This window comes from Ekhidna sp. (assembly GCF_965227465.1).
In the GTDB taxonomy this organism is placed as follows: Bacteria; Bacteroidota; Bacteroidia; order Cytophagales; family Cyclobacteriaceae; genus Ekhidna.
Genome location: NZ_OZ245746.1, coordinates 1,926,398 through 1,940,968 on the forward strand (window position 1 = coordinate 1,926,398; position 14,571 = coordinate 1,940,968).

General features: G+C 40.0%; 9 protein-coding genes and 1 tRNA gene. 3 read left to right on the forward strand and 7 right to left on the reverse strand.

Annotation, left to right across the window (positions count from 1 at the left end; genetic code table 11):
- The first annotated feature begins 5 nt into the window (after nt 1-5).
- On the forward strand, nt 6-788 hold the full coding sequence (locus ACO05G_RS08520) for a zinc ribbon domain-containing protein (protein WP_421765569.1): 783 nt from the start codon (nt 6-8) through the stop codon (nt 786-788).
- 49 nt (nt 789-837) lie between these two features.
- On the opposite strand, the gene ACO05G_RS08525 is transcribed toward ACO05G_RS08520, so the two are convergent.
- Genes ACO05G_RS08525 through ACO05G_RS08535 form a run of 3 tightly spaced genes read right to left on the reverse strand, consistent with a single transcriptional unit; the run spans nt 838 to nt 3,009 of the window.
- Nucleotides 838-1,392 carry a 1-acyl-sn-glycerol-3-phosphate acyltransferase gene (locus ACO05G_RS08525; protein ID WP_348282145.1) on the reverse strand — a complete coding sequence of 185 codons (555 nt, stop codon included), beginning with the start codon at nt 1,390-1,392 and terminating at the stop codon, nt 838-840.
- Nucleotides 1,389-2,063, reverse strand: coding sequence for a hypothetical protein (locus ACO05G_RS08530; RefSeq protein WP_421765570.1), 675 nt, complete (start codon nt 2,061-2,063; stop codon nt 1,389-1,391). Before ACO05G_RS08530 ends, ACO05G_RS08525 begins: the two co-directional genes overlap by 4 nt.
- 1 nt (nt 2,064) lies before the next feature.
- Entirely contained in the window at nt 2,065-3,009 is a 945-nt protein-coding gene (locus ACO05G_RS08535; protein ID WP_421765571.1) for an acetyl-CoA carboxylase carboxyltransferase subunit alpha, read from the reverse strand.
- A gap of 129 nt (nt 3,010-3,138) precedes the next feature.
- Between ACO05G_RS08535 and ACO05G_RS08540 the strand changes: the two genes are divergently transcribed.
- Both ACO05G_RS08540 and ACO05G_RS08545 read left to right on the forward strand, forming a co-directional pair.
- Nucleotides 3,139-3,212, forward strand: a tRNA-Asp gene (locus ACO05G_RS08540).
- Nucleotides 3,213-3,957: 745 nt separating this feature from the next.
- The gene (locus ACO05G_RS08545) at nt 3,958-4,089 is read left to right on the forward strand and encodes a hypothetical protein (protein ID WP_348282132.1); all 132 of its coding nucleotides are present in this window, start codon (nt 3,958-3,960) and stop codon (nt 4,087-4,089) included.
- Between the two features lie 288 nt (nt 4,090-4,377).
- Here ACO05G_RS08545 and ACO05G_RS08550 read toward each other — a convergent pair whose 3' ends face one another.
- The 4 genes from ACO05G_RS08550 to infC all read right to left on the reverse strand — a co-directional run bounded on the left by ACO05G_RS08550 (nt 4,378) and on the right by infC (nt 14,500).
- Complete coding sequence (locus ACO05G_RS08550; protein WP_421765572.1) at nt 4,378-12,870, reverse strand: T9SS type A sorting domain-containing protein; 8,493 nt, start codon at nt 12,868-12,870, stop codon at nt 4,378-4,380.
- 404 nt (nt 12,871-13,274) lie between these two features.
- The gene (gene rplT, locus ACO05G_RS08555) at nt 13,275-13,616 is read right to left on the reverse strand and encodes a 50S ribosomal protein L20 (protein WP_348282130.1); all 342 of its coding nucleotides are present in this window, start codon (nt 13,614-13,616) and stop codon (nt 13,275-13,277) included.
- Between the two features lie 108 nt (nt 13,617-13,724).
- On the reverse strand, nt 13,725-13,919 hold the full coding sequence (gene rpmI / locus ACO05G_RS08560) for a 50S ribosomal protein L35 (RefSeq protein WP_089355937.1): 195 nt from the start codon (nt 13,917-13,919) through the stop codon (nt 13,725-13,727).
- Nucleotides 13,920-13,945: 26 nt separating this feature from the next.
- Nucleotides 13,946-14,500, reverse strand: a complete 555-nt coding sequence (gene infC / locus ACO05G_RS08565; protein ID WP_348282491.1) for a translation initiation factor IF-3 — start codon at nt 14,498-14,500, stop codon at nt 13,946-13,948.
- Nucleotides 14,501-14,571 lie beyond the last annotated feature (71 nt).

Genomic DNA, 14,571 nt, shown 5'->3' on the forward strand with positions numbered 1-14,571 from the left:
ACTGAATGGAAAATACAGTAGCTAAGAAGCTGGAAGCTTTAGAAAAACTACAAGCACTAGATTCAAAAATTGACGAGATAAAGAAAATCAGAGGAGCTCTCCCTGAAGAGGTCCAAGACCTTGAAGACGAGATCGCTGGTTATCAAACTCGAGTTGATAAACAAGGAGAAGAACTCAAAAATCTTGAAGAGTCCATCTCAGCAAATAAAACTGCTATCAAGGATGCTGAAAAGCTGATCAAGAAATACGAAGAGCAGCAGATGAACGTACGAAACAACCGTGAGTACGATGCTATCACCAAAGAGATGGAATTGCAGCAATTGGAGATTCAGATTCTTGAAAAGAGAATCAAAGAAGCTCATGAAAAAATTGATGCGAAAAAAGAAGAGATTGAGGGAACCAAGAGTACTCTTTCTGAAAGAGGTAAAGATCTGAAGAGTAAGAAAGAAGAACTTGAGAACATCATCAAGGAGTCTGAAACAGACGAACAAAAGATCGAAAAAGATCGAACAAAGGCTGCTAAGAATGTAGAAGATCGATTAATCAAATCTTACGATAAGGTACGCAAGAACATGAGAAATGGATTAGCTGTAGTGCCAGTTAAAAGAGGTGCATGTGGTGGCTGTTTCAACGTAGTTCCTCCGCAAAAGCAAGCTGAGATTAGAGAAAAGAAAAAGATCATCGTGTGTGAGCATTGCGGAAGAATCCTTTCCGATGTAGAAGACGTGATCGAAGAAGAAAAGCCAAAAAGAAGAACTACCCGGAAAAAGGCAACTACCAAGAAATAGTTGTACAACCAAAGATTATAAAAAAAGCCTTCCCAAATGGAAGGCTTTTTTATTTCACACCGTCTTCAGGGTTCTTACCCGTAAACTGCCTGAAATAATCCTTGATTTCCTCCATCTCCTTATCCATATCTCCTGACGGATAAAAGGGGTCATCCACATACACGGTTTTTGTAGCGTAATCAAACCCGATTTTTACAATCGGGACTTCTGCCTCAACTGCAATCCGATAAAAACCCGTCTTCCATTTGGGAGAATAACTTCTGGTGCCTTCAGGGGTAATGGTCATAATGAATTCCTCTCGCTCCTTGTAGAGATCAACCACCTGCTGAACAAGCTGCGTGCTTTTACGCTTGTTTTTTCTATCAACAGCCACTCCTCCAATGGAGGATAAGAACCAACCTACCAACGGGATTTTGAATAATTCTCTCTTAGCTAAAAAATTTGGATAGAAACCTATGACATTTCTTGCTCCCCACCCTACAAAAAAATCCCAATTGCTTGTATGTGGAGCCACAATGATGACGTACTTCTTTACATCAGGCTTGTGTCCCTGTACTTTCCAACCGAAAAGTTTATAAAGGTTTCTAAGTATCCAACTGATCATTCAATTCCTTTATCAGACTTGTACTTCTCTAACATGTTTCTCAATTCCTTCGCGTTTTCTAAAGCCGCCTCATATTTTCTTATTTTGTTTTCAACAAAGGAAGTATGGAGAGAGAAAATCATGATGGCGGCTGAGTCATCTCCTTTATAGTGATCAATGTAATTTAAGTTACCCATAAAATAGGGGCTTTTTTCTATGAACCATGGTGTTATTTGATCCATTAAGAAATTGATCTGGAAATCTCCCTGTGCTATTAATTCTTCGGCCAGATTCTGGTAATAGAGAATTTTATTTTTTAATTCAAAGTCACTTATCAAATCTAGTCTTCCTGAAGATATGAGACTATTTATTGTGATGTTGGTTGGCGCATAGTTATTGACATCAAAAAAAGACATCATCTTGACGTTTATACTGTCTCCACCAGTCTGACTAGCGATCATCTGAATCGCCTCCTTCATTAGAGTCAATTTTGCCTTATTATCAGGAATTTGATAATCTTCAAAAGTGTAAATATCTGATTCTACTTCTTCGAGTATCGCCGCGATGTTTTGGTTGAACTCAGCTTTAAGCTTCGATTTTTCTGATTCTCTTGAAACAAAAAAGGCAAGTGAGACGCCTAATATCACTGCCAAAAAGTTAAATAAATGATCCGACCAATTGACCTTTGCCATACTAGTTATACGCACCCATGGAAGAAAATTTCTCTATTCGCTCGTTAATCCGCTCTTTTGGAGTTTTAGCAGACAATGATTTGAGTTCTTTCAATATGACCTTCTTCAGCTCGTTTGATGCTTCGGTTAAATCTGTGTGAGCACCGCCTAATGGTTCTTTTATAATGCCATCAATGAGCTTGTTTTTAAGCATATCATCAGCGGTCAGCTTTAATGCCTCAGCCGCCTGCTCCTTATAGTCCCAACTGCGCCAAAGAATAGATGAGCATGATTCCGGAGAAATTACCGAATACCAGGTATTCTCCAACATAAATACTTTGTCACCAATTGCAATCCCTAAGGCCCCACCAGAAGCTCCTTCACCTATTATGATACAGATAACAGGCACTTTTAGCATGGTCATTTCCTTCAGGTTTCTTGCAATCGCCTCTCCTTGCCCGCGCTCCTCTGCCTCAAGTCCGGGAAATGCTCCTGGTGTATCTATTAACGTGACAATTGGTTTATTAAACTTCTCTGCCATCTTCATGAGCCTCAATGCTTTTCGATACCCTTCCGGATTTGCCATCCCAAAGTTTCTCATTTGGCGCTGCTTGGTTGAGCGTCCTTTTTGCTGACCAATGAACATAACCGTTTCGCTACCTATCGTTCCGAAACCTCCAACCATCGCTTTATCATCTTTTACCGTCCGATCCCCATGAAGCTCAATGAAATCATTGGTGATCTCATAGATGTAATCAAGGGTATACGGTCGTTCCGGATGACGCGAAAGCTGTACTTTTTGCCACCTGGTAAGGTTGCTAAACGTCTCCTTTTTCAATTTTACAATTTTCTTTTCTAATTGATTGACCGCATCTGACACATCCACATCGCTAGTCTTTGCTAGCTCTTTCATGTCGGCAAGTTTGGATTCTAATTCAGAAATTGGTTTTTCAAAGTCTAATAACATAAGATTGAATTTGCTGCAACAAACTTACGCTGAAAGGACTAAACGGATTAAAAATATTCTTAAGAAAATTCGCAATCAGGTATTGTTTAGGAAAAGATAAGCTCTTACTTTTGCAACGCTTTATTGCACGGTCCGGTAGTTCAGCTGGTTAGAATGCCTGCCTGTCACGCAGGAGGTCGCGGGTTCGAGTCCCGTCCGGACCGCTAAAGCACACAACCCGTCTCTTTTTGAGGTGGGTTTTTTTATTTAATGGTTTATGGAGGTCGCGAGTTCGACACTACGCGTGTCGGTACCCATCCGGACCGCTAAAGCACACAACCCGTCTCTTTTTGAGGTGGGTTTTTTTATTTAATGGTTTATGGAGGTCGCGAGTTCGACACTACGCGTGTCGGTACCCATCCGGACCGCTAAAGCACACAACCCGTCTCTTTTTGAGGTGGGTTTTTTTATTTAATGGTTTATGGAGGTCGCGAGTTCGACACTACGCGTGTCGGTACCCATCCGGACCGCTAAAGCACACAACCCGTCTCTTTTTGAGGTGGGTTTTTTTATTTAATGGTTTATGGAGGTCGCGAGTTCGACACTACGCGTGCCGCACTACGCGTGCCGCCTACACGTGTCGGTCCCATCCGGACCGCTCTAAAATCAAACACTTACAGTAAAAAGTAAAATGCTTTTTTTGTGTCTAAACTTCAAGATTCAAGCATGTTTCACGCAGATCACCTTCACAAACCCTTACATAAATCATCTGCAACATTGTCTACTTTTTGATTTCCAAAATGTGGCTTCCTGATTTATTCATACAACCTCAGAGTCCTCGTTTAGTGACTCTGAGGTGGAGTAAGCGGGTATGTTTTGAAACTAATCGAACAATATTCTAAAGTAAGTATGCAGGATTTGTAAATCGTGAGAGGCGAAGTTTGTATCAGAACTTTAAATTAAAAAACTATGAATCGAGTATATACCAAAGTGAAGGAAGCCGAGACCACCAACATGATAGTGACTGCATCAGTTATTGCCTATTACGCTATTGTAACCTATGGCCTACATACCTTGATTCAATCAGCAATAAACGGATAAGCCTAAGAAATCAATCAAGAGACGATTAGTGAGTGAAAAGAGCTGTTTTGAACACAATGATCCCGGCAAGCCTTGTCGGGATTTTTTTATTGTAATTTTCTTATGATTCTATCTTCATGGTAGAAGATTCGTTTAATTAGACCAGTGATCTATAAAAGCCCTAAACCAGTCTTTCTTAGATGCTTTTTTTCTTGTGTTATAATCCCCTCATTAAAAAAGTAAAGCCCATTTCACTATTGAAATGGGCTTTACTTTTTTATGTGTCTTGTGTCTAAAAAAACTACCTCACTATTTTTTGATCACCTTATGGCTGTAGGTTCTATTCCCAACTTCCATCTGTAGTAAATAGATGCCTTTAGGATACTCAGCTAAATCTACTTCAATCGAATTGTTATCAGCAGCTATCATCCATGAAGCAACCTTCTGCCCTTTTAAGTCAACCAGGTGAATCTCCGGACTTCCAACGTTGAAATCGCTTGAGAAAGATACAGATAGTTTATTCCTGGTCGGGTTTGGATAAACATTGATAACTAATTGTGATTGTCCCTCAAAGACTACCATTACCACCTCTGAATAGGTTTCTGTTCCATCAAAGTCTGTTTGTTTCAGACGATAATAATTCACTCCTAAAAGTGGCTGACGATCTTCGAATCGATAATCAAGTCTCTCGTTACTATTTCCTGCACCATCTATTTCTTTAAGGGCTTCAAAGTTTTCACCATCACTACTCTTCTCAATAGTGAAGTAATCATTATTAAGCTCAGAAGCTGTGGACCAATCCAGAACAATATACTGATCCTGAATCGAGGCTTGAAACGACATCAATTCTACAGGTAATGGGTCTTCTATACCACTTGGTGTCGCGTGTGGTGCAAATGATGAGAAAGATGTGATTCCAATGGTCAAGGATTTTCCGTTGGTCGAGTAATCCTGAACCTCAGGATCTAAATTAACCCTTGTTCCTCCTGCAATGAATGGATCCAGGCTATTTGAGACACCTGTGATTTTAGTAATTCTCAAGTGAGCTTCTTCATCAAACGTGAAAGACTCAGCAGAAAGTAGTTCATCGCCCAGATCGGTATGCTCTTCAGCTAAGGCATAGAATCGGATATATACTCCATTTGAATTAGACGGTTGAGTAGTTGGGGTTATATACCAGTTTCTATCCAGGACATAATCTACAGTATTATCACGCACATTGTTATCGGTAGGATCGATAATACGAACTCCCCAACATGTACTTCCCAGGTTATTACCTGCCGGATTAATTGAAAATACAATATTTCCAAGATTATCAGATACATCTATCCATTGATATCCACTTATATTAATACATGAACCACCCGATACTACATAATCAGCCTGTAAAGACCTAACACCAGGGGTACCTGAAGCAGCAGGACTTGATGAGTTGAAAGGGTCCGTAAAAGTTTGCGCTTCAATGTAATCCGGAATACCATCTCCATCAGTATCAGTAGTAACATCAATTGGAGCAGTAGCACCACCAGACACTAACTGTGCTTCAAGCGCATCAGAAATTCCATCTCCATCACCGTCCGATCCGCCACTAGCAGTTGGACTATTCACATCGTTTGGATCTGACCCATTCATCACTTCATAGTAGTCTGGAATACCATCTGCATCGGTATCTGTATCCAAAGCTGGATCAGCAGCACCACCTTCGCTTGTAATCAATGCCTCTAGACCATCAGGAATTCCGTCACCATCTGAATCGCTATCACCATTTGATGTTGGTGATGAAGCAGAAAATGGATTTGTACCATTATCTACTTCAATATGATCTGGGATTCCATCTCCATCAGTGTCTGTAAATATGGTTACAGGGGCGGTTGCGCCATTTGTCACCAAAATACTTTCCAACGCATCACTTATTCCATCTCCTAATACACCGTTTACTGTACTTGCATCCGTATTTGGGGACCCCCCAGGAACTGGATCATCTCCATCTGCGTGATCAGTGCCGTAGGCAGATTCAAAATAATCCGGAATTCCGTCCGTATCTGTATCAGTAACTAAATCTATGGTTGTTCCTAAACCAAAGGTCACAGCGCTTGTAAAATCCACTCCTGTGAAAGTCAGGACGTCAGAACTAAACGTTAGTGCCGGATATGTTCTTAGCACCCCGTCACTAAAGTCAGTATTTCCATCTATTAATAAAGTAAAATCAGAAACATCTTTAGCACCATACCCTAAGCCTGATAAATCAATTGTGACAGTAACCGTACCAATATCATTCGTCTCATTAATCCCCCATTTCCTTGTCACACGATTCCCGATACCAGGAGGAACTGTACTAGTAGTTTCTGATGTAGCACCATTATCATTTCCCCAGACTAAGAAGTCTCCACTAGCCATCGCTGAAGGATTGCTCATAGTGACAATTGCGTCAGAATTGTTACTCGTACTGGTTGAATGAGAAAACCCAAAACTCGAATTAGATCCAATTCCAGCAATATCATTATTGTAGCTTGCAAACGTGGCATTATCATAAATAGAAGTACCACTGTTGTAGGTATAGTCGAGTGCTGAAATGTCTAGTGTAATACCATATTTTAAAGCAAGATAGGATTCAACATCTCTTCTATCTGTGTTACTCAATGCAGTTGTATAAACCATTATTTCAGCAACACCTCCATTAATAGTGGTTCCGGTATTACCGCGATCATTACCTACATAATAATTCCAGGAGGCATTGGAAAGATTACTATTAAAAACTCTTGAGTGCAGCTCATAATTGGTTGGTCGAGCCTGAGTCGTTCCATCACCTATGTCTGTTCCATCAACGTAGTTTGCTCCATTGTCACTTACATCGGCTGGGGTGTTGGTGACATCAAAGATATTTGTGCCATCACTGTCTCCAGCTCCTATTCCTGTTCCATCATCATTGTCATCATTGGTAAATGGAGTCGTGTTGAAATCTGTTGAGATATCGTTGTAAACAATGAAAATACTTCTTGGATTTAGATTTGTAGTTGCAAGATCTAAGTAAGTATTACCATCATCAAAGGTCACTACTGGTTTGCTATTAAGCTGGTCGGTAGAATATGTAGGTCTCACCGAGAATGAACTTTGATCGAAATCATTATTATTTCCACTTTGATCTCTCCAGAATTGAATCAGATCGTTGTTTTCGGCAGTGTTGGCGGACGCTTCTTCAACCTCAACATCTGCTTTTAACCATAGAGTTAAATCTGTAACATCCGGTTGGGAAGGCAATGCGAGTGTGAACCTATCGCCATCCGCAAAACTCACGTTATTAAATGTAAGCGTATCATTGACAAGAGATGAAGCAGAAACTGATGACGAAATGACAGAGAAATCATCATCTGTATCTATTAAAAGAGAATATAGCGAAGCAGTTTGAGGTCTTTCACTGAAATTGGAGATGTTTCCAACATAAACTTTAACAGTTACTGTTCCAGGACTGCCCGTCAAAGCAACTCTCCATTCAGCCGGCAAACGCTCGTCAAATGCTGCTGGTTTTTCATTGGTGTCAGGTGCAGTTTTACTACCTCCTGTATCACCATCATATCCCCATATTAAATATTCATTGTCATCTAAATCGGAAAGACCTTCCATCTTTATTATGACACCATTATTTTGTGAGATGGATTTGGTTTGGTTTAATCCGAAATCCAGATGTTTACCTAGACCAGCAATATCGAAATCATGTCCTGTATAAGTGAAAATATTGGTTCCATCTGCCGTATAATTTTCGGTTGAAATATCTAGGGTTATACCATATTTCAATGCAAGATAGGATTCAACATCTCTTCTCACGGTTGCACTTAGGCGTGCATCATAACTAAGCACCTCAGCGACCAGTCCATAGTAAGGCCTGTCATCGTCAAAGTTATTACCTATTCTAATTGGATTGTCTGTAAAATCCGCATGGGTTCCTGCAAGTGTCTCAGTGTAAGCTGTTCCATTAGCGAACATTTCCTGAGCTGTAGGACCAGCATCCGCATTATTTCTGACATTAAATACAATTACATTGTCATTACTTATTGATGTGGGTGATGTAGCTGAAATATCATATCCATCCACTTCCATGGTTTGACCAAAAAGATCACCTCCAACAAAGTTTTCATCACCAATAAAGAATCCACTTGATTGTTGGGATTCAAAACCAAGAACATATCCATTGGGAGAACTATTGTTAATGGCATTGTCTGGTTCGATAACCACAAAGTATTCATCTGTATAGAAACCACTCAATCCCTCTAAATTGTCTCCACCAGCAAAATCCAATGCTTCATTAAAGTTTATTGCATTACTGACTAAAGTTGGTTGATCAGCTGAAGAGCCCTGGATCAAATCATTTCCATTTCCACTTTGATCAGCCCATCCACTAACCAAAGATCCAGAAGTAGTTGTGCCTTCGTCTGCTCTAAACCATAGAGCTAGGCCAGATCCACCAGGAGAAGTTGTTTGTATATCCCCTCCTAATGTAAAAAAGTCACCATCTGTGAAGTCTACTCCCGTAAAAGTAATTATGTCTCTTCCATTCACTTCTGAAACGGTTCCGGAACTATTTAGTGTTGATTGTGTAGCAAAATCAGTAGGAACAGTATTTCCTGCAGGCATTGTGATCAAATTAATGGAAGAATTGTCAATGTCAATTCCAAGTGTGGTAAGGTCAAAGGATATAGTGACGGTCCCTACACCATCCCCACCTGTTTCTTCAATGGTCCACACTTTCTCAAGAATCTCAATGACTCCAGGAGGTACATTTGCTGTAGTGAAATCATTGGCATTTCCATTATTCCCCCAGACCAAAAATTCACCATCCGCTAAATCTGAAGCAGAAGATACTCTGACCATAGAACCAGGGTTTTCACTTTGGGAGTTTGTTTGATTTAAAGCTGAGGAGGTATTGATACCTATTCCAGCGATATCATTTGCATAACCTGTTGAATTATAGATTGGGTTGCCTGAACCTCCCACAGTATAAGCTTGAGAGGTTATATCCAAAGTAAGTCCATATTTAATAGCTAAATAAGTAGCGACATCCCTTCGATCATCATCACTTAACCTTGATGAATAACTAATAACTTCAGCAACGGTACCTGTGTAAGGAAAATTTGGAGTCGAATTTACCTCATTGCCTACATCATAATCAGTATTTGTATAATTAGTGTAGGTTCCTGCATTCGCTTCCGCATTCCTTACATTAGCACCATTAAAATAAATATCATGTGCTGTTGCTGCAGCATTCGACCTTGGATTAATAATTGAAGGCTGGTTTAAATTAGCCGTTGTTGAAGTAAATGCCGCACGGTAATTCGCTCCACTTCCAGCTGCATGTGTTATAACTTCATCTGTGATCTGTCCGGAAGTTGGACCTAATCCCAATCGTGCAAATTCCGCATCATTAAAGCCTACAATTGAGCCGGTGGATTCACCGCTATTATATATTTCACTTGGTTCAGTAACTACAAAATACTCAACGGTATAAAAGCCTGCACTACCTCGAATAACATCATCTACTCCATCATATGAAAAGACAGGGTTTCCATTCAGACCTTCACTAACAAAAATAGGCTGAGCATCAGTATCGGATTGAGATGCAGGATTACCATTACCTGATTGATCGGACCATTGACTAACTACGCTTCCATTAAGTGTTACCCCATTGCTTGCGTCTAACCAAAGGGCAAGATTAGCAGAGACATCACCTGGATAAGTTGGATCGTCTGCACCTAAAGTGAAAAAATCACCATCAGTTACACTAACACCAGTAAAGGTGACTAACGATCCGGAAACCGTAGGGCTTGTAGTAACTGTTCCTGAAGCCATTGTAGCCGTACTTGAAATAATTAACTGATAAGTACCTCCAGCCTGCACTCCCAGGTTTGCCACATCAAATGTTATATCTACAGTTCCTACATCAACAGCACCTGCAGTATTGACTTCTGCAAGTGTCCAAATACGTGTTAGTCGATTGGTAACACCACCCGGAACATCTCCGGTCTGTAATGAAGCTGCGCCTCCATCGTGTCCCCAAATTAAAAACTCTCCTTCATCAAGGTCAGAAGCATTCTGCATTCTTACTGCCTGCCCTGAAATACTCATAGAAGATAGCTGGCTTAATCCTTGAGATTCATCCCTTCCTATTCCAGCAATATCATTAGCGTAGGTTGTATTATTGTAAATGGCAGTACCTCCGATTGTATATCCGGTTGCCATATCTCCTAAAGTAATGCCATATTTAATAGCTAAGTACGTCTCTACATCTCTTCTGTTGGCATTACTTAATCTGGACTGAAAGCTGATTACCTCAGCAATACTCCCGTCATAACCGTTTGTATTTAATAAGTTATTTCCTAGCCTGTAAGCTTGATTGGACAGATTTAATAGGGCGTTTCCTGTATAGGCACTATTTACTGTAAGTCCTGTTCCGTCCAAGCTTATTTCAGTAGCTGTAGAACCAGCATTTTCTCTTACACTCCACAAAATCGGTTGATCGGCATTAGAAAGTGTTCCCGTTTCTAAACCTGCTCTGTATTCATCACCATCACCATTATCCCCGATAGCATGTACAACCCGATCGTTTGGCACATAGCCGTCTGCTTGAGTTCCAACGAAGAATCCCCCAAACTCACCTGGCTCAAAACCTAAAATAAACCCATTAGCAGACCCATCAACAGCAACATCAGGCTCCATAACAACAAAATATTCATGCGTGTAGAAACCAGCACTTCCATCCAAATCATCGCCACCATCAAAATCTATTGCAGGATTTCCATTAATGGCATTAGCTACATAAGTGGGCTGATCCACAGCTGTTGCTTGGGTGGCATCATTTCCACCACTAGAAAGATCTAACCATGATGAAACTGCATTAGAGGATTGGCTAACACCCAAGTCCGCTCTTAGCCATAGATCAGCAGTTTGATCACCGGGACCTGTTACGGCATCAGATAGTCCTAATGTGAAGTATTGCTCATCTGTAAGGGTTACACCAGAAAATGTAACAAAATCTCTTCCATCTATATTTTCCACTACCCCAACACTTGAAACGGTTGCAGTACCAAAATCTGCCGGAATAGTTGCTGTATTGGGAACAGTCAATAAATTAAAGGTTCGACCTTCATAGCCCAAAGTATTAATATCAAATGCGATATCTACTGTCCCAACATCACCTACATGGTTTACACGCCAGATTCGATTCAGTCGATTATCAATACTTGCCGGAGTATTACCTGTTGTAGTTGTTGTAGCTGCACCATCACTCCCCCATATTAAAAATTCAGCATCATCTAAATCAGACGAGTTTGACATTCGAACAATAGAACCAGATGCACTTATCCCTGATTCTTGATTTAAACCTTGTGAGACATCTATTCCAATTCCGGCAATATCACTGTTGTAGCCTGAGAACGTTGCGTTATCGAAAATTGAAGATCCTCCAACTGTATAATCCTGAGATGAAATATCAAGAGTAACACCATATTTTAATGCTAAGTAGGTTTCAATATCTCTTCGTTTCGCACTACTTACCTCTCCTAGAAAAATTATAATTTCAGCAATGTCACCATCAAAGAGTTGAGCCGCTCCGTCATCCCTTGCTCCTATAAGAAAGTTTTCATTTTCGGTTACACTACCAATATTTGTGCTATTGGAAATTTCGGCCGCTCCCTGAAGAAAAGAATTAAATTCAGTTGTGTTTGTTAAGGATGAAAGAACTTGCCACTCACCTGTATTTGCGGCTGTTGTGCCTACATCGAAATCTCCACCTGTTAATTGAGCAATTTGACCGCCAGCAGTAACTGCCAATTGATATTGGCGGGTAGCTGTACCTCCTGCTCCAGCTCTTGCTAGTAGATTTCCAACCGCTGCACCAGTCGTATTGAACACCACAAAAGTTGACCAGCTATCGGTTAGTCCCTCAAAATTGAGAACATCACCTAAGTCCATGTAGTTTGAAACTCCATCAAATGTAATTGCTGCATGTCCATTTACCAGATTAGTCGTATAGGTAGGGCCACAATCTCCCGCCTGCGCCACATTTGTATTTCCACTCCAATCGCCCCATTGAGTTATCACATTTGCTTCATTTGCAATAGCCGCACTATCGGACTGCAGCCAAAGTAAAAATGTTTCTGTGGCATCACCTGGAACAGCTGTAATTGAAGGTGTAGGAATAGACATTGCAGATCCCGTAATAATTACATTATCAAATGCGGCTCCTACGTCAGTTACAGCTCCATCTGATTCAAATATGACTCTAAACTGAGCCTCACAATTATTTTCCAGAATTGATGGAACAGATATGGTGGCAGTTTGCCAAGCGCCATTATCTCCAGACCAACCGTCAGCTCCGTTAGCAATTGCATCAACGTCGGTATCATTGTACCAATAGGCAGTTTCCTCAAATGATCCTAAATCCACCCAATTAGTGCCTCCATCAGAAGAATATTCGACTTGCATTCCGTCCCATGCAGCTTCCGTATCATAGCGTATGTCAATACTAAATGTCATTGATTCAAAGCCAGTTAGGTCTACGATTGGGCTTTCAATGACTGCAACATCATTATTTGCATATCCCCCACCTGTATTTGGTAGAGACCAATAATTCCCGGATGCACCCGTTGTAAAATCAACGTCACCCCTGACAAAATTATCTGTACCCGTATTGGTCCAACTCTCATCACCAGTGTTAAAGTTGGTAGTGTAAATTGTAGTTTGTGATATAGCACTCAGTGACACTCCTATAAAAAGAATCACTAATAAAGCTCTAAACGCTGATTGCAACATTTTAATTATGACGGTTAATTTCAACTCACTAAAGTAAATATTTTACAACTTATTCTCGGATTTATTCTATGCCTTTAGATTAAATACGCAAAAAAAGACATGAGTAACCCATTGATCATCATGTATAGATTCATTTTTTGCAAAAATGACCATCTAGTATATCAAAATTACTGAGTGAAACATGCTTCTAACACTTATTCCTCCAACTAAAAGATCGATTATTGTATAATAAATACATCGCTCTATTTTATACAATTTAATTGAGTCAAATTCAAGATATTCGGTATACGAACAAATAGCCTCGGCCAAAAGCGATAATTATGGTTTAGTGAAAATTACAAATAAAAAACCCTTGCTTTCAACAGAAAACAAGGGTGTATATGAATTTCAAGGAGTATTTATCTTTACTTTACTTTATCAGCGATCGCCTTAAATGCTTTGGGCTCGTTCATCGCTAAATCAGCTAATGACTTTCTGTTGATTTCAATTCCAGCTGCACTCAATTTACCCATGAATACAGAGTAAGACATTCCATGCTCTCTAGCTCCAGCATTGATACGCTGAATCCAAAGTGCTCTAAATTCTCTTTTCTTTGCTTTTCTATCACGATAAGCATACGTCCATCCTTTTTCGATGGCATTTTTGGACACAGTCCAAACGTTTTTTCTTCTACCAAAGTAACCTTTGGCGTGCTTCATCATCTTCTTACGACGAGCTCTTGAAGCTACATGATTTACTGATCTCATTTTTGTTTTGTTTTGACGATTGGCGCCCCGTCATTTACGGAAACTTCAGCCAATAATCGGGTTTTACATGAACCATCCACCAATCGGTGGATCTAATTATTAAAAAAATTACAGATTCAACAGGCGTTTGATGTTTGGTTCATCCGCCTTATCCACAACTGACATGTATCGAAGATTTCGCTTTTGCTTCGTCTCCTTCTTTGTTAGAATGTGGTTTTTGAATGCATGCTTTCTTTTAATCTTTCCAGTACCAGTTAGCTTAAATCGCTTCTTAGCACTAGAGTTTGTTTTAAGTTTCGGCATTTCTACTTTATTCTATTCTACGTTAATTACTTTTTTACTTGCTTAGGTGCTACGAATAAGATCATTCGTTTTCCCTCCATCTTTGGCAGCTGTTCTACCTTTCCATACTCTTCAAGTGCCTGAGCAAACTTTAAGAGCAGGATTTCTCCTCTATCCTTGAAAACAATCGTCCTTCCATAGAAGTGTACGTAAGCTTTCACCTTAGCTCCATCTTTCAAAAACTTAATGGCATGATTCAATTTGAAATTGAAGTCATGATCATCAGTATTAGGACCAAAGCGAATCTCCTTTATTACAGTTTTTTGCGCTTTAGCCTTAATCTCTTTTTGCTTTTTCTTCTGCTCGTACTTGAACTTAGAGTAGTCAATCACTTTACAAACAGGCGGGTCAGCATTTGGTGAAATTTCTACCAAATCAAGATTTTGTTCTTGTGCAATTTTGATTGCCTGCTCTATAGGGTAAACATCAACCTTCACATTGTCTCCAACCACTCTTACCTTTCGTGCCGTGATTTTCTCATTTACCTTGTAAGGCTCTTCTTTTCTGATTCTGGAAGGGCCTCTCTTTCTTAGTTTAGCGATTGTACTCCTTTATTTTAGTTGAACATAAAAACAAAGCGCAAATATCGTGATTATTTGCTCTTAACAAAAAC

What these genes read in the sequence shown, in the direction of transcription:
- ACO05G_RS08520 (WP_421765569.1), top strand. Translation starts at nt 6, where the DNA reads ATGGAAAATACAGTAGCTAAGAAGCTGGAAGCTTTAGAAAAACTACAA.
- rpmI (WP_089355937.1), bottom strand. Translation starts at nt 13,919, where the DNA reads ATGCCGAAACTTAAAACAAACTCTAGTGCTAAGAAGCGATTTAAGCTA.
- ACO05G_RS08550 (WP_421765572.1), bottom strand. Translation starts at nt 12,870, where the DNA reads ATGTTGCAATCAGCGTTTAGAGCTTTATTAGTGATTCTTTTTATAGGA.
- ACO05G_RS08525 (WP_348282145.1), bottom strand. Translation starts at nt 1,392, where the DNA reads ATGATCAGTTGGATACTTAGAAACCTTTATAAACTTTTCGGTTGGAAA.
- ACO05G_RS08545 (WP_348282132.1), top strand. Translation starts at nt 3,958, where the DNA reads ATGAATCGAGTATATACCAAAGTGAAGGAAGCCGAGACCACCAACATG.
- ACO05G_RS08530 (WP_421765570.1), bottom strand. Translation starts at nt 2,063, where the DNA reads ATGGCAAAGGTCAATTGGTCGGATCATTTATTTAACTTTTTGGCAGTG.
- rplT (WP_348282130.1), bottom strand. Translation starts at nt 13,616, where the DNA reads ATGAGATCAGTAAATCATGTAGCTTCAAGAGCTCGTCGTAAGAAGATG.
- ACO05G_RS08535 (WP_421765571.1), bottom strand. Translation starts at nt 3,009, where the DNA reads ATGTTATTAGACTTTGAAAAACCAATTTCTGAATTAGAATCCAAACTT.